The sequence below is a fragment of the Streptomyces sp. NPDC005808 genome (assembly GCF_042871385.1).
Lineage (GTDB): Bacteria > Actinomycetota > Actinomycetes > Streptomycetales > Streptomycetaceae > Streptomyces.
Genome location: NZ_JBIAIK010000024.1, coordinates 18091 through 35357 on the forward strand (window position 1 = coordinate 18091; position 17267 = coordinate 35357).

A 17267-nucleotide genomic window follows, 5' to 3' on the forward strand; every position below is an offset into this window, starting at 1 on the left:
AGCAAACTGTACTGCGAGGGACCCCATGACAGCACTCTTCGCCCTGGCCACCAGCCTCCTGTGGGGCATGGCCGACTTCGGCGGAGGACTACTGACCCGACGTATGCCCGCCCTCACGGTGGTCGTCGCCTCGCAGACGATCGCAGCCGCCGTCCTCGGCGTGGTCGTGCTCGCCACCGGCGGCTGGAGCGAAGCCGGCCCGCAACTGTGGTTCGCGGTCGCCGCCGGCCTGGTCGGTCCGGTCGCGATGCTCTCCTTCTACAAAGCGCTGGCCCTCGGCCCGATGGGCGTCGTCTCACCGCTCGGCTCACTGGGCGTCGCCGTTCCGGTCGGCGTGGGTCTCGTCCTGGGCGAGCGCCCGGGGCTGCTCCAGTTCGCGGGCATCGCAGTCGCCGTCGTCGGGGTCGTGCTCGCGGGCGGCCCGCAGCTGAAGGGCGCCCCCGTCCAACGACAGGCCGTCCTGCTCACCCTCCTCGCCGCCTTCGGCTTCGGCGCGGTGATGTCGCTGATCGCGGAGGCCTCGACGAACCTCACCGGCCTCTTCCTCGCCCTCTTCGTGCAGCGCGTCACCAATGTGGCGGCGGGCGGCACGGCCCTCTGCATCTCGGTGAAACGGGGTGCCAAGGCCATCCCCGAGGGGGGCTTCCCCTGGGGTCTGCTCCCCGCGCTCGCGTTCGTCGGTCTCGCCGATGTGGCGGCCAACGGCACGTACTCGATCGCCGCCCAGCACGGCCCGGTCACCGTCGCCGCCGTCCTCGCGTCGCTGTATCCGGTGGTCACCGCCCTGGCCGCTCGCGGCATCCTCAGCGAACGGCTGCGCGGAGTCCAGGCGGCGGGCGCGGGCCTGGCCCTGGTCGGCACGGTCCTGCTGGCGACGGGCTGAGTCAGCTCTCGGTGCGTACGTCCCCGGGCGCGCCCTGTGCGTCGAGGTCCAGCTCCGCCAGGCGCGCCGCCGTCTCCGCGTCGAGTGCCGACAGCGCCGACAACTGCGCCGACGTCACCCCGTCAGGAATCGGCACCGGCGCCGGCGTCCGCAGCGGCGGCTGCCATCCGTCCACCACGTCCCAGCGCCGTACGACCCTGGCGGGAGCGCCCGCCACGACCGCGTGGTCCGGCACCTCGCCCCGTACCACCGCACCGGCCGCCACCACCACGTTCCGCCCGATCCGCGCGCCCGGCAGAATCACCGCCCCGGTCCCGATCCAGCAGCCGGGCCCGATCTCCACCGGCTCCATCCGCGGCCACTGCTTCCCGATGGGCATGTGCGGATCGTCGTACGAGTGGTTCGTGGACGTGACGTACACGTACGGCCCGAAGTAGCAGTCGCTGCCGATGGTGACCGTCGTGTCGGCGATGACGTGACTGCCGCGGCCGAGCACGACACCGTCGCCGATGCGCAGGATCGGGTCGGGGCCGAGGTCCAGTTCGGGCATCAGGCCGGCGGTCAGCGTGACCTGCTCGCCCACGATGCAGTGGGAGCCGAGGTGGATCCAGGGTTCGCCGAAGACCGTGCCGAGCGGGAAGGCGAGTCTGGTACTTGTTCCCATCGCGCCGAAGCGGAACCGCCCCGGGTGCTCGGCCGTGATCGCGCCCGTGCGCTGCACCCAGCCCCAGCCCGCGTGGACGGCACGCTGCGCGAGGCCGCGCCGCCATGATGAGAACGTGTTCCTGTTCGTGGGCACCCGCTCACCGTACTCAGCACGCGGTGCGCCGAAGACGTCGTACAGCTGTGATCTTCGCCCCACCGGGCCGCGCCCGATGGCATATCGATGGCATACGGTGCCCGTGAATCGACGAGAAGGAGACGGTGATGACGCAGCGGGCGCTGATCGCGGGATTCGGCGGCAAGGAGCCGAAGCTGGACCCGGGGGCCTTCGCGGCGCCGATGTCCGTGCTGATCGGCGAGGTGACCCTGCACGCCGGGGCGAGCGTCTGGTACGGCGCGGTGTTGCGTGCCGAAGCCGGCCCGATCGTCATCGGCGCCGACAGCAACATCCAGGACAACTGCACGCTCCACGTCGACCCGGGCTTCCCCGTCACCGTCGGCGAGCGCGTCTCGGTCGGGCACAACGCGGTGATACACGGCGCCACCCTCGAGGACGACTGCCTGGTCGGGATGGGCGCGACGGTCCTCAACGGCGCGGTGATCGGCGCCGGTTCCATGGTGGCCGCGCAGGCACTGGTGCCACAGGGCATGCGCGTACCCCCGGGCTCACTGGTCGCCGGCGTACCGGCCAAGGTCCGACGGGAACTGACCGCCGAGGAGCGCGAGGGCATCTCACTGAACGGCACGCGATACGTCGAGCGCGCGAAGGCGCACCGCGCGGTGCACGAGGGGAACTGACCGGGTCCGGCCCGGCGTATCAGTCGGTGGCGGGCGCCGGCACAGCCGGTGCCTCGGCGAGCTCGGCTGCCTCGTGCTGTGCCGCCGCCTTCTTCGCCTTGCGGCGTACGACCAGCATCGAGGCGAGCCCGATGAGCACCGCGACGGCAAGACCGAGGTAGGAGAAGCGCTTGAGCCAGTCCTCGGCGACCACGCCCACGTAGTAGATGACGGCCGTGGTGCCGCCTGCCCAGACGACCCCGCCGAGGACGTTGGCGATCAGGAACTTCCAGTACGGCATCTTCAGGACGCCCGCGAGCGGGCCCGCGAAGATCCGCAGCAGGGCGATGAAACGGCCGAAGAAGACGGCCCACATGCCCCACTTCTCGAAGGACCGCTCGGCCGTCGCGATGTGCGCCTCGCCGAAGTGCCTGGGGAACCTGGCGCCCAGCCAGGCAAGGAGAGGCCGTCCGCCCTTGCGGCCGATGGCGTAGCCGATCGAGTCACCGACGATCGCACCTGCCGTGGCGCACGCCCCGAGGATGACCGGATCGACACCGGCGTGCTGCGAGGAGAGCAGCGCCGCGGAGACCAGGATGATCTCGCCGGGCAACGGGATGCCGAGGCTCTCCAGGCCGATGACCAGCCCCACCAGCGCGTAGATGGCGACCGCGGGCACAGTCTCTAGCCATTCCTGGACGTGCAACGCCGGTTCCTCCCGTTTCGCCCGCCCTGCGTTCGAAGCGAGCAGCGAGTGCACGCCGGGCAGCGTCTGTGATTGGCCTCGCGAGCCTAACCGTTGCTCAGGGAGGGGAGCCAATCGCCTCCGACGGCGGCGGCGCGGGTGGTGAGCCGGACGACCGGCGGCGTATCACCCGCCGGCAGCCGCAGGGCCGGGGGCGGGCTCGGCAGCCGCCCCCGTGGCCGCCCCCGTGGCCACCCTCGTGACCAACCCGGCCTCCGCCCTCGTGGCCACCCTCGTGGCCGCCAAAGCCGTACTCCCGGGCCGGCGCTCCACACGCGACGCTCGGCTCACTTGTTCGGGCGCAGCGTCCAGACAACTGTCATCTCACCGGTCACCGCACCGTCAGCGCGCTGGATGGCAACGGCGACGGGGAACTCGGGGCGCAGGCCGGCGTCGAGTTCGGCGACGACGTCGAGGGCGGGGCGGCCGAGCGTCGCGGTGGCCGTGATGGGCCCCATCGCGAGCTTCTTGTACGAGATTTCGGCGCTGACGGCGAGCGGCACGGCACGCGACAACTGGTCCCCGAACGCGGCGAGGACGATCGCCCCGCTCGCCGACTCCCCCAGCGTGAACATCGCTCCGGCGTGGGGCCCACCGACATGGTTGTGGTAGTCGCTCTGGTCCGGCAAGGCCACTACTGCCCTCTCCGGCGTGGTCTCCACGAAATCGAGGTTCAGGGTCCGGGCCATCGGCACGGTGGCGGCGAGCATCTCGCCGATCGACATCTGGTCTGCGCTCATAGCCGCATGTTACCCACGAGTAGCAACTCTTGACCAGCAACGAGCAACCGGACAACCAGCAACCGGCAACCGGCAACCGGCACCGCTCACAGGATCGTGACGCCGCCTGCGCGGCAAGGGAGCAGCCCGGTGCGGCCCGGGAGCACCACCTGTGCGTCCCGGGGACGGCATCCGCCCGTCCGACATCCCGTCAGGCCTCTGATCCGGTACATCTTCGACGAGACGCAGTGACCGAAACGTGTCACAGGCGGCACTAAGGTGACTCCTCATGTGGCCAGGACAGCAGCCGCCCGGGGGCGAGCAGAACCCGCAGGACCAGAACCCGTATCAGCAGCCGGGGTACCAGCAGCCGAATCCGTACCAACAGCCGGGATACCAGCAGACGGGGTATCCGCAGGCCAACCCGTACGGAGAGCAGCCGGGGCAACAGCAGTGGGGGGTTCCGACGGTGCCGCTCGGGGCGCCACAAGCCCCTGGCGGTCCGGGCGGCGGCGGAAACAAGACCAAGATCACGGCGATCGTCGCGGCGTCCGCCGTCGTGATCGCGGCCGGTGTCACCGGCTTCCTCGTCCTCGGCGGCGACCAGGACGACAACGCGGGCGGCGATCCGTCCAAGTCCCCCTCGGCATCCGCCTCCACGTCGCCGAGCGCGAGCGGCGGTGACGACAACCCGCGGGGCGGCGACGAGGAGAAGGCGACGGTCGCGGGCTGGAAGGTCGTCGTCAATCCCAAGTGGGGGACGGCCTTCGACGTACCGGCTGACTGGGAGGTGCAGACTCCCGGTACGTTCATCGGCTTCGAGGACGACCAGAAGGGCGACGGTTCCGTACTGATCGGCATGTCCGCTCCCGCGTTCCTCAAGGAGAAGTGGTGCACGTCCGACTCCGACAAGGACGGCTACGAGGAGGATTCGGCGCTGGCCGCCGTGGGAACCAAGGGGCAGAGCGGCGCCAAGAACACCGACGACGTCGCGCAGAACGACTCGGCCTGGTGGGTCTTCGGCGGCTACACGGACCAGAAGGACACCTCGAAGAAGCTGCTCACGATCGGCAAACCGAAGGCGTACACGACGACTTCGGGCATCAAGGGCAGCGTCGCGACGACGTACTCGTCCGGCGTCCCCAAGAAGGACAAGTGCTCCTCCGACGGCAAGGCGACCACCTTCGCCTTCAAGAACTCGGCCGACGACTTCGTGTCGTGGACCTTCTACGGAGCCAAGGGCGTGTCCGAGGAGGTCCCGGACGCGACCGTGCAGAAGATCCTCAGCACGGTACGGCTGCACGGTGAGCCGACGGGGTGACTCGCAGACGCGGGGAGCGGTGAACCCGGCCCGAGACCTCTCGTGTCGATGTACCGACACGAGAGGTCTCGGGCTGCGCGGGCGCACACAGGGCCCGTGACCTGCTCTCCCTCCCCTTCGGCCGCCGGCAAATGGTTTGGCAAGCCGGACCCCCGGCAGGGATAGTCACCCGGTGACCTCTGCCGCCGACTCCCCCCGACGTCTGCGCCGCCCCTCCTGGGCAGGCCGGAACTACACCCTGCTGACCGCCGCCGCGATCGCCACCAACCTGGGCAGCCAGGGCGCCCTGATCGCCTCGGCGTTCGCGGTGCTCGACACGGGCGGCGACGGGGGCGACGTGGGGCTGGTGGCGGCGGCACGGACGTTGCCGCTGGTGCTCTTCCTGCTGATCGGTGGCGCGGTGGCGGACCGGTTGCCGCGCCATCGGGTGATGGTGGCGGCCAACACTCTCAACTGCCTCTCACAGGCGGCGTTCGCGACGCTGGTCATCGCCGGTGAGCCGCAGCTGTGGCAGATGATGATGCTGAGCGCGCTCGGCGGTACGGGGCACGCGTTCTTCAACCCGGCGGCCGAGGGCATGCTGATGTCCTCGGTCAGCGGGCCGCAGGCGAGCCGCGCCTTCGCGATGTTCCGGATGGCGATGCACGGCGCAGGGCTTGGCGGCGCGGCCCTCGGCGGGGCGATGGTGGCGGCGATCGGACCCGGCTGGGTGCTGGCCGTGGACGCGGTGGCGTTCGCGGTCGCCGGGTCGCTGCGCTCTTTCCTCGACGTCAGCCACATTCCGGCGCGCGAACCCGGCGGCGGCCTGCTCTCCGATCTCCGCGACGGCTGGCGGGAGTTCAGCGGACGGCCGTGGCTGTGGACGATCGTCGCGCAGTTCTCCGTGGTCGTCGCGGTCGTCGGCGCGGCCGAGGCGGTCTACGGCCCCCTGGTCGCCCGGGACAGCCTCGGCGGGGCGGGGCCGTGGGGGCTCGCCCTCGGCGCGTTCGGTCTCGGCACTGTCGGCGGCGCGCTGCTGATGACCCGCTGGAAACCGCGCCGTCTTCTGCTGGCCGGTACGCTCTGCGTCTTCCCGCTCGCCGCCCCGTCCGCCGCGCTCGCGGTACCCCTGCCCTTGGGCTGGCTGTGCGCGGTGATGCTCGTCAGCGGTCTGTCCATCGAGGTGTTCGGGGTCTCGTGGATGACCGCGCTGCACCAGGAGATCCCCGAGGACAAGCTCTCGCGTGTCTCCGCCTACGACTGGTTCGGGTCGATCGCGATGGTTCCGCTGGCCACGGCCCTGGCGGGCCCGGCGGAGGTGGCCTTCGGCCGTACGGCCTCCCTGTGGGGCTGCGCGGTCCTCGTCGTCGTGGTCACGGCGGCGGTGCTGTGCGTCCCGGACGTACGGCATCTGACGCGGCGGACGAAGGCGGTGGCACAGGGGGCGCCCATGCCGGACCGCGTCCCGGGGTCAGCCGATGCTGAAGGCGCCGTCGGGCGGCTCGGGTGAGGGGACCGCGTCCTCGTCCCGTACGGGCTTCGCGTCGCCGATGAACTCCCGCAGCACGGCGCCGTGTTCGACGCGCGCCGGGAAGGCGTCGGAGGCGGTACGGCGGGCGAGGGTGGCGGTGTCGAGCGGGCGGTGTGAGGCCACGAGCACCGCGTTGCCGAAGCGACGGCCGCGTCGGACGCCGGGTTCGGCGATCAGCGCCAGCTCCTCGAAAACCGTGGCGAACGTGGCCAGTTGGGAGCGCAGGAAGGCGAAGGGCGCGGCGTCGGCGAGGTTCGCGAGGTAGACACCGTCAGCGCGAAGGACCCGCTCAGCCGCCCGCGCGTAGGCCACGGAGGTCAGATGCGCCGGGACGCGAGAGCCGCCGAAGACGTCCGCGATCACGATGTCGACGGAGTCGGGCGCGGCGGCCTCGACCCACGTGCGGGCGTCCGCACCGTGCAGTGCGATCGCCGCGTCGTCCGGCACGGGCAGCTGCTCGACGACCAGGGAGAGCAGGCCGCGGTCGGCCTCCACCACGTCCTGCCGTGACCCGGGCCGGGTCGCGGCGACATAGCGGGGCAGGGTGAGCGCGCCCCCTCCGAGGTGCAGCACGTCCAGCGGCCGCCCCGGTTCCGCGACCGTGTCCACCACGTGCCCGAGCCGGCGCGCGTACTCGAACTCCAGATGCGTCGGCGCGTCCAGATCGACATACGACTGCGGCGCCCCGTCCACCGTCAGCAGCCACGCCCGCTTCCGGTCGACGTCCGGCATCAGCTTGGCGGTCCCGTGATCCACGTCCCGTGTCACGGGTATCGGCTCGTCCACCCTTCCATTGTGGGGCCAGATCCCAGCCCGTCCGGCGTTTGAGGACGAGCCCTTCGGACGACCGGGGGTCTGGGGGTCTGGGGGCCGCAGCCCCCAGGAACAAGGGAGGGTAGGGGGCGGAGGGGCGAAAACCCAATAGCCCGGCACCCACCCCGGTGGCGCGAGAACGGGTGCCCGCCTCCCAGGCAGGCACCCGCACCCCCACACACCCGTCAGCCGACCGACGTCACCGTCCCCGCGCCAACGGTCCGGCCGCCCTCCCGGATCGCGAAGCCCAGGCCGAGTTCCAGCGGGACGTCCCGCCCGAGCTCCACCGCCATCGTGACGGTGTCACCGGGCCGGGCGACGGCCCTCTCACCGAGGTCGACGTCGCCGACCACGTCCGCGGTGCGGATGTAGAACTGCGGCCGGTACCCGGTGGCCACAGGCGTCGTACGACCCCCCTCGCGCGCCGACAGGACGTACACCTGCGCCGAGAACCGACGGCTGGGCACGACACTTCCCGGCGCGGCGACGATGTGCCCGCGTCGGACGGCGTCGCGCGGCACGCCGCGCAGCAGCAGCGCCACGTTGTCCCCGGCCTGCGCCTCCTCCATCGGCTTGCCGAAGGTCTCCAGGCCGGTGACCACCGTGTCGACGGCGGCGCCGAGCACTTCGACACGGTCTCCGACCCGGATCGTGCCGCGCTCGACGGCCCCGGTGACGACGGTCCCGCGCCCGGTGATCGTGAGCACGTTCTCGACCGGCAACAGGAACGGCGCGTCCAGGTACCGCTCCGGAATGGGTACGTAGGTGTCCACCGCGTCGAGCAGCGCGTCGATCGCCGCCGTCCAACGGGGGTCCCCCTCAAGGGCCTTGAGACCGGACACCCGTACGACCGGTACGGACTCTCCCCCGTACCCGTGCGCGGAGAGCAGTTCGCGGACCTCCAGCTCGACGAGGTCGGTGAGCTCCTCGTCCCCCGCGTCGGCCTTGTTGAGGGCGACGACGATGTGATCGACGCCCACCTGCCGGGCGAGCAGCACGTGCTCGGCGGTCTGCGGCATGATCCCGTCGAGCGCCGAGACGACGAGGATCGCCCCGTCGAGCTGAGCGGCGCCCGTGACCATGTTCTTGATGTAGTCGGCGTGGCCAGGCATGTCGACGTGCGCGTAGTGCCGGGTGTCGGTCTCGTACTCGACGTGCGCGATGTTGATGGTGATGCCGCGCGCGGCCTCCTCCGGCGCCCGGTCGATCCGGTCGAACGGGACGAAAGTGCCGGAGCCGCGGTCGGCGAGAACCTTGGTGATGGCGGCGGTCAGGGTGGTCTTGCCGTGGTCGACATGACCCATGGTGCCGATGTTCAGGTGCGGCTTGGTCCGCACGTAAGCCGTCTTGGGCATGGCTGTACCTCGAAGCCTATTCAGTGTCAGCGGAGCTGAGTGATGGCCCCGGCGCGTACGGGCCGGGACGGGGACCCCGAGGTCTTGCCGACCCTCCCCCTGCGGGGTCCGCCGGACGATCCGGGAAGGGTCAGCTTCGGGCGCCGTCGGCGGCGGCCACGATGATCGGGACGGCAGCCTTCGGCGCATCCGCGACTGCGGATGCTGCGAGGAGGAAGGCGTACCGGAACATGAGGAGATCTTCGCCGACGCGTCTGCCCACGTCGAATGGTTTTTTCGCTCCGCGATGTCGGATGTGTCCGCCGGTGCGACAGGAGACTTCAGGGACCGATTGTCCTCAGCGGCCGAAGGTCATCAGAGACCGAAGGTCATCAGGGGCCGAAGGTCATCAGGGGCCGAAGGTCATCAGGGGCCGAAGGTCATCAGGGACCGAAGGTCATCAGGGACCGTCAGTTCTTCAGGAACCGATGTTCTTCAGGGCCTCGCGCACGGACAGCGGTGCGAACCGCCCGCGCTCCCGGGCCACGAAGTCCCGTACCGCCTGCGCATCGGTCTTCGCGTACTCACGCAGACACCAGCCGATCGCCTTGCGGATGAAGAAATCGGGGTGCCCGGCCTGGCGGACGCAGTACCCGAAGAGGCGCTCGGTGTCGGTGGCGTCCTTGTAGCGGAGTTGGTGGAGCAGGGCCGTACGCGCGACCCACAGGTCGGCGTCCTCGATCCACGCGTCCATGTCGCTCTTCAGCTTCGGATCGGCAGCCACCAGGCCTCCCACCACGTGTGAGGCGAGCGCGTCGACGGTGTCCCACCAGGGGACCGTGGAGACGAGATGCCGTGCCACCGGCAGGAAGCCGGAGGACAGGCGCTTGACGTGACGGTGCAGGTAGTCCACGGCGAAGTAGTGGTACTCGCGCTCCGGCAGCGCCCAGCAGCCAAGGGCGACCGCGACGCAGTCGGCCTCCTCGGGGGGTGCTGTATCCAGGAGGACGGTCCGCGAGAGAATGCGGCGCTCGGGCGTGGGCAGGCCGAGGAAGGGCGCGATGTCCTTCATGTACGTGCGCATCGACTGAGCCCGCTTCGGATCGGCCGCCGCGGCGTACGTGGCGGTGAGCCGTTCCAGCAGGGTTTCCGCCAGGACGCTGTTCGGCACCTCGAACGGCACCCCTGTCATTCCGGAAGCTGTGAGGCCCATGAGACGAACCATACGGCGATCACACATCTCGTTCGGCTAGTGTCACCGGATGCTCGATGCCACCACCCACTCTGGGGGCACCGCCACGGCCACTCCCCCGGCCGCCGCCACGGAGCTCTCCGTCGCGAAGGAACTCGCCGTCGCCTCGGAGATGGCCGTCGGCGCGTCTTCACGCCTGACCGTCACACCCACCAGCCTGACGGCGCGCTGCACGAGAGCCCTGCTCTCGCCCTGGTCGCGCCTCTCTCTGCTGATGGTGCTGCTCGCGGGGGCCGGGTCCAGTGTGCTGCTGTTCGAACCACAGCGGCTGCTCTCGGACGGCTGGCCGCCACAGCTCAACGGTGCGGCGGCGGTCGTGGCCTTCGCGGTGGCGTACGGCCTTGTCACGGTCGCGTTCGTGCCACGCCCCCTGCTGAGCCTGGCGGCGGGCGCCCTCTTCGGCTCCCAGCTGGGCCTCGCCGCCGCCATCGGGGGCAGTGTGCTCGGCGCAGGACTGGCCTTCGGACTCGGCCGGCTGCTCGGTCAGGATGCGTTGCGCCCGCTGCTGCGCGGGCGCTGGCTGAAGGCGGCGGACGGGCAGCTCAGCCGCCACGGCTTCCGCTCGATGATGGCGGCACGGCTGTTCCCGGGCATCCCGTTCTGGGCGGCCAACTACTGCGCGGCCGTCTCCCGGATGGGCTGGCTGCCGTTCCTCCTCGCGACGGCGCTCGGCACGATCCCGAACACCGCCGCGTACGTCGTCGCCGGCGCCCAGGCCTCGGCACCGACATCGCCCGCCTTCCTCATCGCGATGGCGTTCATCGCCGTACCGGCCCTCGCCGGAGTCGTGGTGGCCTGGCGCAAGCGCCACCACCTGCGCGGCAACTGAGGCACCTTGCGGCGCGGCGCCGCGGCCGCTGAGGACACCCGGAACACGGTCGTCCGGTACTCGGACCGGCCTCCGGAGCGCTCTGTGCCCTCCGCCTACCAAACCCCTGTGGCAGGACTGTCGGAGGGGGACGCTACGCTGCCCCCAACACCACCCCGTGATCACCGCGATCAGCGGCACGGTGCGCCCGCCGCCCTCCACGATCAGTACTGGGACCACGTAACTTCATGTCTTGGTTTGAATCCCTCATCCTCGGACTCGTCCAGGGGCTGACCGAGTTCCTTCCCGTGTCTTCCAGCGCGCATCTGCGTCTGACGGCGGCGTTCGCGGGCTGGGAGGATCCGGGCGCGGCCTTCACCGCGATCACCCAACTCGGCACCGAGGCCGCGGTACTGATCTACTTCCGCAAGGATGTCGCGCGGATCATCTCGGCATGGTCACGCTCGCTCGTGAACAAGGCGATGCGAAGCGATCACGACGCGCAGATGGGCTGGCTGGTGATCGTCGGCTCGATTCCGATCGGTGTGCTCGGGGTGACGCTCAAGGACCAGATCGAGGGGCCGTTCCGCGATCTGCGGATCACCGCGACGATGCTGATCGTGATGGGCGTCGTCATCGGTATCGCCGACCGGCTCGCAGCCCGCGACGAGACGGGCGGGAAGCACCGGGCCGCCAGGGAACGCAAGACACTTCAGGATCTCAACACCAAGGACGGCCTGCTCTTCGGCCTCTGCCAGGCGATGGCTCTGGTCCCCGGCGTCTCGCGGTCCGGCGCGACCATCAGCGGCGGCCTGTTCATGGGCTACACCCGCGAGGCGGCGGCCCGTTACTCCTTCCTGCTCGCCATGCCGGCCGTACTGGCCTCCGGGCTCTTCGAGCTCAAGGACGCCGGCGAGGGCGGCCATGTCGACTGGGGGCCGACGGCCTTCGCGACGGTCATCGCGTTCGCGGTCGGGTACGCCGTCATCGCGTGGTTCATGAAGTTCATCTCGCACAAGAGCTTCATGCCGTTCGTCTACTACCGCATCGCGCTCGGCATCGTCATCATCGCGCTGGTGACGACGGGGGCGCTCAGCCCGCACGCGGCGGAGTCGGCGGGCTGACGGCTCAACTCCCCGGCAGGGCGAGCGCCCAGGGCTCCCCCTCGATCAGCACACCGTTCGCGACGTAGGCGATCGTCCGGTACCAGCCCGCGAGGACCAGCAGCTCCAGGATCTCGCGCTCGTCGAGATGCTCCCGCAAGCCGCTCCACGCCGCGTCGCTCACCCGCGAGGTGGCGTGAAGTTCGTCCACGGCGCGCAGCAGGGCCGCCTGCCGGGCGGACCACGCCGGGTGGTCGGCTTCGCCGGTGGCGGTGAGGGTGATCTGCTCCTCGCCGAGTCCGGCCGTTTCGGCGTACGCCGCCATATGAACGCCCCACTCGTACGCACATCCGGAGCGGGCGGTGACGCGGGCGATCACGAGTTCGCGGTCAGCGTCGCTCAGCCGACCGTGGACGAGGAGGCCCGCGCCCAACGCCCGCATGCGCGAAGCCAGTTCGGGGTGGCGTTCGAGGACCTTGAAGAGCATGAGGGGTTCACGGGTGGCGCCAGGCAGCATCCACCTGTGCAACGCGCGGTCGGTCTCGGGCTCGTAGGGCGGCGTGACGCCGTCGATGCGTTGCTTCATGCCCAGCACTCTTGCGCTTCTGAAATCGAAGCGCAAGAGTGGAGGACGAGCAACTCCCGCTGAGAGGGACGCACTTGACCACGTCACGCGAACCGGACCGCTCCTCCGCCGGTCCCCCGGCGCCCGACACCCCCGCACTCGGCACCCCGGCACCCGGACGGCCGGTGCGCGGATCGACGAGCGGCCGCCCCGTCATGGCGGCGCTGGACCTCCTCGGCAGGCGCTGGGTGCTGCGCGTCATCTGGGAACTCCACCGCGCCGGCGCCCCGATCGGCTTCCGCGACCTGCAGCGCCGCTGCGACAACATGTCCTCCAGCGTTCTGTCCACCCGCCTGGCGGAACTCCGCGAGGCGGGCATCACCGCGTCGACCGCCCACTCCACCTGGCATCTCACCCCGCTCGGCGACGAGTTGGTCAGCTCGATGGGCCCCCTGCTGGACTGGTCCCGCACCTGGGCTGAGCGGCAGTGAACGCGGCGGTCGTGACCAACCACATACGACCTGAGTAGCCGTCTGGTAGCGCACCGTCAGTCCTTGCCCTTAGGCTTGCACCATGTCCCCCAACTTCGTGGCCTCTGGTTCCGTGCGGTCTGCCGCCGCGGTGAACGAACAGATCCGCGCGCTGTGGATGCGCGCAGGCGGCTCCCTCTCGGCACAGGAGCGAGCAGAGTACGAGCTGTTGGTCGTGGAGTGGGCCAAGGCGATACGCGGCGAGATCATCGAGGCGGCCTGAGACCGGAGCCCTGGCGAACCCACCGGGGCACCGGCGTTCGCGCGGACCCCGTGTGCGGTCGCGCGATGGCAAGGCGGCGACGGCGTAACGGCCTTGGTGGAGCGGGCGACGGCATTGCGAAGGACTTCGAACAACCGCGCCCGACCACCTGACGACCTTGCGCGACGGTCGAGCAGCTCACTCTTCACCACACCGTGGACGTTGCAGCGACGCACGAACAGCCACCCCCGGCTTCCCGAATGTCACCGTCCTCCAGAAACGCGCAGCACAGCCCCGGTCGTGTACGAGGCGTCAGGGGACATCAACCAGGCGATGGCGGCGGCGATTTCCTCGGCCTGGCCGGCCCGGCGGAGCGGAACGGCGGACGCGGCGCGCTCGGCCCGGCCGGGATCCCCCATCGCCGCGTGCATCTCGGTGTCGATCATTCCCGGCGCGACCGCGTTGACGCGGATGCCGTCGGGGCCGAGTTCCTTGGCCAGGCCGATCGTCAGGGCGTCGACAGCCGCCTTGCTGGCCGCGTAGTGGACGAACTCCCCCGGGCTGCCAAGTGTGGCGGCCGCCGAGGAGACGTTCACGATGACCCCGCTTCCCCAGGCCGCCATGGAACGAGCCGCACGGCGCGAACACAGCAGCGTGCCCAGGAGGTTGACCTCCACCACCCGCCGCAGATCCGCGGGGTCGGCGTCCGCGAGCCTGCCGAGTGGGCCGGTCACCCCGGCGTTGTTCACCAGCCCCGTCACCGGTCCCAGCCGGTCCGCCGCCGTGTCGAACAGCCGCTCCACGTCGGCTTCGTCGGAGGTGTCGCCTCGGACCGTGACGCAGCGTGCCCCGGCGGCCCGGACAGCAGCGGCGGTCCATTCGGCGGCGGCGCCGTCACTGACGTATCCGAGCGCGATGTCGTGCCCGTCCGCCGCGAGGCGTGTACAGGTCGCGGCGCCGATCCCCCGGCTCCCTCCCGTTACGACTGTGACAGGACGTGACATAACACTCCTCCAGCAGCGCGAATGGATCACTCTACGATCGCAGACGCACCGGCATGTCCTCGTCGAGAGGGTCATCTCCCCTGGCGTCACCGCTGCCGTCACCGCTGGCGTCACCGCCGGCGTCACCGCTGCCCCGCGGTCGAGTTCCCCGCCTGTACGAGGCTGTGGACCTCCGTCGCGAGCGGTGTCACGTCGCCGATGCTCACCACCGTCCCGGCCACTCAGCGGCCCGCTGCCTCGCGCCCGAGGCCCAGGACCCGCGCCCCGAGGCCAGTTGGAGTTTCCTCGCACCCGTGTTCCGCGGCCCAGTCGGAGCACCCTCGCACCCGCACCCGCACCCCGCGGCCCAGTTGGCCGCAGGCTCGGCCCCGGCCGCACTCCCCTGGACCACTTCAGCAGTCGCGTCGCGCTCTCGCCTCGGCCCGCGCGCCCCGTTACGTCACCGCCACCGCTACTCCGTCGTGCCGCCTGTTTCCGTCACCGCCACCGCTACACCGTCGTGCCACCTGTTTCCGTCCTCGGCGGCTCGACGTCGACCGGAAGCGTGACGACGAGCGATGTTCCGCCACCGTCCGGGCTGTCGATCCTGATCGTCCCGCCGAGCGCCTCGACTCGATCTTGCAAGCCGACGAGTCCCGAGCCCCGGCTCGAATCCGCTCCGCCGACACCGTCGTCGCGAATCGACAGCAGCAGGCCGCCGTCGCGCAGCGCGAGCGAAACCTCTATGTGTGACGCTCGCGCATGCTTCGCCGCGTTGGCCAGGGCCTCCGACGCGACGAAATACGCCGCAACCTCGATCGGCTCGGGAAGCCGCGCTTTCGTCGTGACATCGAGGTCGACGGGAATCGCCGAACGGCGCGCCAGCGTTCGCAAGGCCGGACCGACACCGCCCGCGGAAAGGATCGCGGGATGGATCCCACGCGAGATCTCCTGCAGATCGTCGATCGCGGCGGCCAGTCCCGTCGCGAACCGGGACAGTGAGGCTCGAAGTTCGTGCTTCTCGGGAGGGACATTCGCCTCCTCGGCGCGCACATCCAGTACGAGCGAGACCAACTGCTGCTGCGTACCGTCGTGGAGGTCTCGCTCGATCCGACGGCGAGCCGCGTCGGACGCCGCGACGATCCGTCTGCGCGAGGCGGCAAGCTCGGCACGGCTGTCCGCGTTGGCGATCGCGGTCGCGAGCAGCTCCGTGAAGTCGGTCATGCGCTGCTCGGCGTCGGCCGGGAACTGTTCGCGGCTCGTTCCGGCGGCAATCGCCCCCCAGAGAGCGCCACCGACCATGACAGGAACCGCCACGGAACAACGAATCCCCAACCGCTGCGCTCTACGCCTGACGGATTCCGACGCGCGGCTGAAGTCGTCGATGCGAGCCGACCGGCCGGTTCGCACCACTTTGGTCAACGCCAACACCGACTCGAGTTTCATACGACTGCCCACCGGCAGTACGTCGCGCGCGGTCCCGCTGCTGGCCACGATGGCCATCGTCCCGTCGGGCTCCAGCCTCCCGATCGCTGTCGCCTGGGCGTCGAGGAGCCGCTCCCCCTCCAGGGCGACGGCCGCGAAGACCGCGGTCGGCGGCACACCCCTGGCGACGAGGGTCGCTACGCGCCGCAGTGCCGCCTGCTCACCTGCAAGCCGTCTCAACTCGCTCTCGGCCCGCCGGCGCTCTGTCACGTCGCGTGCCACCCCGTACATGGTCCTCTCCTCGAGAACAGGGGTCGACGTCCACTCGAGCACTCGGTACGAGCCGTCCTTGCGAACGAACCGGTTCTCGAACGACGTGACCTTCCTCCCTTGAGAGATCCGGACCCCCTCGACGGCGGTCTTCTCACGGTCGTCCGGATGGATGAGCTCGAGGTACGGCCGCGCCAGGAACTCTTCCTCCGTGTAACCGAGAATACGTTCGACGGCCGGATTGACTCGCGTGAGACGTCCCTCGAAATCGGCGACCGCGATGAGATCGGAGGAGAGACGGAAAATCCGGTCGAGCTCGTCCTGTGCCCTGGCTCGCCGCGCCGCGTTGATCCCGAGCACCCCGGCGAGGAGCGCGAGGACGAGGCCTGCCGCAAGGATGATCCAGGGCAGGAACGCAGCGGCACCGTGCACCGACTCCTGAGGCACAGCGACATCGAATCTCTGTCCCGCCTCCGTGAACGTGCTGTGCACGGCCGCCGCGCCATCAAGATCTGCCGTAGAGGTGCCGCCGACGGTGAGTTGCAGCGGCACCGTGTCCGTGGCGGCCGTGCGCAACGAGAGTTCGGATACGAACAGCATCACGAACCCCGGTTCGACACCTCCCCCGGTGGAGCGCGGAGCGGACCTGATGAGAAAGAGCCCCTTCGTGCCGTCTCGCAGGGTTGCCAGAGGGGTTGCGCTTGCCTCGAAGAGCCCACTCGCACGGGCGACCGCCGGAGCTACACCCGGTTCGTTGCCGAGATCGATGCCGGGCACCGTCACGGGTGGGGTACCGGAGACCAAGGTCGCCGGCAGATACGAGGGCTGCGGCCCGACGGGCACGATCCTGAGACGCGGGTCGCGTGTGACGATGGGATGGCCGATCCGGCGCTCGTAAGCGGCACGGCGCGAAGCGGGTATCTGTTCGGCCCACGCGGCAGTGGGGAAGCCTGCCGGGCCGAGCCATCTGGACGCGTTGCTTTCGAACTCCCCGCCTGTGATCTGGATCCCGGCGACACTCGCCATGAAGCGGCGGAGGCTCTCTGCCAGGGAGGACCCTTGCTCGACGCGCTCGCGAATCTGGGCGGCCGCGAGTTCGGCGCGATGCCGGGAGTCGCGTTGCGCATCTCGCTCGCCCAGCAGGCGAGCACCGAAGAAGCCGGCAACGGTCAACCCCAGGACCATCGCCACGGTGAGAATCTGCCGAGGCCGCATGCTCAACTCCGGTGTGGAACGAGACAAGTTTCCTCCTTCCCGGCCGCCAGAGAAAGACGCGTCCTTGGACGTCGGTGCACGGTGCGCTAGCGTGACGGAATCGGCCAAGAGGCGGCCCCAGAGCGAGGATTCGACCTCTCGGCGGTTCT

General features: G+C 70.2%; 17 protein-coding genes. 8 read left to right on the top strand and 9 right to left on the bottom strand.

The window, feature by feature from the left end; genetic code table 11:
• The first annotated feature begins 25 nt into the window (after nt 1–25).
• Complete coding sequence (locus ACFYPC_RS34710) at nt 26–883, top strand: EamA family transporter (protein WP_391891194.1); 858 nt, start codon at nt 26–28, stop codon at nt 881–883.
• Nucleotide 884: 1 nt separating this feature from the next.
• Here ACFYPC_RS34710 and ACFYPC_RS34715 read toward each other — a convergent pair whose 3' ends face one another.
• On the bottom strand, nt 885–1682 hold the full coding sequence (locus ACFYPC_RS34715) for an acyltransferase (protein WP_391891196.1): 798 nt from the start codon (nt 1680–1682) through the stop codon (nt 885–887).
• Between the two features lie 128 nt (nt 1683–1810).
• Here ACFYPC_RS34715 and ACFYPC_RS34720 point away from each other — a divergent pair, with 128 nt between their 5' ends.
• Nucleotides 1811–2344 carry a gamma carbonic anhydrase family protein gene (locus tag ACFYPC_RS34720; RefSeq protein WP_391891197.1) on the top strand — a complete coding sequence of 178 codons (534 nt, stop codon included), beginning with the start codon at nt 1811–1813 and terminating at the stop codon, nt 2342–2344.
• 19 nt (nt 2345–2363) lie between these two features.
• On the opposite strand, the gene ACFYPC_RS34725 is transcribed toward ACFYPC_RS34720, so the two are convergent.
• The gene (locus ACFYPC_RS34725) at nt 2364–3029 is read right to left on the bottom strand and encodes a DedA family protein (protein ID WP_391891290.1); all 666 of its coding nucleotides are present in this window, start codon (nt 3027–3029) and stop codon (nt 2364–2366) included.
• A 326-nt stretch (nt 3030–3355) separates the two neighbouring features.
• The gene (locus tag ACFYPC_RS34730; protein WP_391891199.1) at nt 3356–3808 is read right to left on the bottom strand and encodes a DUF4442 domain-containing protein; all 453 of its coding nucleotides are present in this window, start codon (nt 3806–3808) and stop codon (nt 3356–3358) included.
• Nucleotides 3809–4076: 268 nt separating this feature from the next.
• On the opposite strand from ACFYPC_RS34730, the gene ACFYPC_RS34735 reads away from it, so the two are divergent.
• Together ACFYPC_RS34735 and ACFYPC_RS34740 are read left to right on the top strand one after the other, a co-directional pair.
• Nucleotides 4077–5108 carry a hypothetical protein gene (locus ACFYPC_RS34735; protein WP_391891200.1) on the top strand — a complete coding sequence of 344 codons (1032 nt, stop codon included), beginning with the start codon at nt 4077–4079 and terminating at the stop codon, nt 5106–5108.
• 172 nt (nt 5109–5280) lie between these two features.
• Entirely contained in the window at nt 5281–6597 is a 1317-nt protein-coding gene (locus ACFYPC_RS34740; RefSeq protein WP_391891202.1) for an MFS transporter, read from the top strand.
• Here the strand turns inward: ACFYPC_RS34740 and ACFYPC_RS34745 are convergent.
• The 3 genes from ACFYPC_RS34745 to ACFYPC_RS34755 all read right to left on the bottom strand — a co-directional run bounded on the left by ACFYPC_RS34745 (nt 6559) and on the right by ACFYPC_RS34755 (nt 9978).
• Complete coding sequence (locus ACFYPC_RS34745; protein WP_391891204.1) at nt 6559–7404, bottom strand: spermidine synthase; 846 nt, start codon at nt 7402–7404, stop codon at nt 6559–6561. The two genes, ACFYPC_RS34740 and ACFYPC_RS34745, sit on opposite strands and share 39 nt — an antisense overlap.
• Before the next feature lie 212 nt (nt 7405–7616).
• The gene (tuf, locus tag ACFYPC_RS34750; protein WP_391891206.1) at nt 7617–8786 is read right to left on the bottom strand and encodes an elongation factor Tu; all 1170 of its coding nucleotides are present in this window, start codon (nt 8784–8786) and stop codon (nt 7617–7619) included.
• Between the two features lie 457 nt (nt 8787–9243).
• Nucleotides 9244–9978: a DNA alkylation repair protein gene (locus tag ACFYPC_RS34755; RefSeq protein ID WP_391891207.1), complete on the bottom strand. Its 735-nt coding sequence runs from the start codon at nt 9976–9978 to the stop codon at nt 9244–9246.
• Between the two features lie 49 nt (nt 9979–10027).
• Here ACFYPC_RS34755 and ACFYPC_RS34760 point away from each other — a divergent pair, with 49 nt between their 5' ends.
• Nucleotides 10028–10846, top strand: coding sequence for a TVP38/TMEM64 family protein (locus ACFYPC_RS34760; RefSeq protein ID WP_391891209.1), 819 nt, complete (start codon nt 10028–10030; stop codon nt 10844–10846).
• 227 nt (nt 10847–11073) lie between these two features.
• On the top strand, nt 11074–11949 hold the full coding sequence (locus ACFYPC_RS34765; protein ID WP_391891211.1) for an undecaprenyl-diphosphate phosphatase: 876 nt from the start codon (nt 11074–11076) through the stop codon (nt 11947–11949).
• Between the two features lie 4 nt (nt 11950–11953).
• Here ACFYPC_RS34765 and ACFYPC_RS34770 read toward each other — a convergent pair whose 3' ends face one another.
• Nucleotides 11954–12514, bottom strand: a complete 561-nt coding sequence (locus ACFYPC_RS34770) for a carboxymuconolactone decarboxylase family protein (RefSeq protein WP_391891213.1) — start codon at nt 12512–12514, stop codon at nt 11954–11956.
• 74 nt (nt 12515–12588) lie between these two features.
• On the opposite strand from ACFYPC_RS34770, the gene ACFYPC_RS34775 reads away from it, so the two are divergent.
• A complete protein-coding gene (locus tag ACFYPC_RS34775; RefSeq protein WP_391891215.1) occupies nt 12589–12984 on the top strand; it encodes a winged helix-turn-helix transcriptional regulator in 396 nt (131 codons plus the stop codon).
• 82 nt (nt 12985–13066) lie between these two features.
• Entirely contained in the window at nt 13067–13246 is a 180-nt protein-coding gene (locus tag ACFYPC_RS34780; protein WP_384388132.1) for a hypothetical protein, read from the top strand.
• 242 nt (nt 13247–13488) lie between these two features.
• On the opposite strand, the gene ACFYPC_RS34785 is transcribed toward ACFYPC_RS34780, so the two are convergent.
• Together ACFYPC_RS34785 and ACFYPC_RS34790 are read right to left on the bottom strand one after the other, a co-directional pair.
• Nucleotides 13489–14229, bottom strand: coding sequence for an SDR family oxidoreductase (locus tag ACFYPC_RS34785; RefSeq protein WP_391891217.1), 741 nt, complete (start codon nt 14227–14229; stop codon nt 13489–13491).
• Nucleotides 14230–14718: 489 nt separating this feature from the next.
• Nucleotides 14719–17088, bottom strand: coding sequence for a PAS domain S-box protein (locus tag ACFYPC_RS34790; RefSeq protein ID WP_391891292.1), 2370 nt, complete (start codon nt 17086–17088; stop codon nt 14719–14721).
• Between the last annotated feature and the right edge of the window lie 179 nt (nt 17089–17267).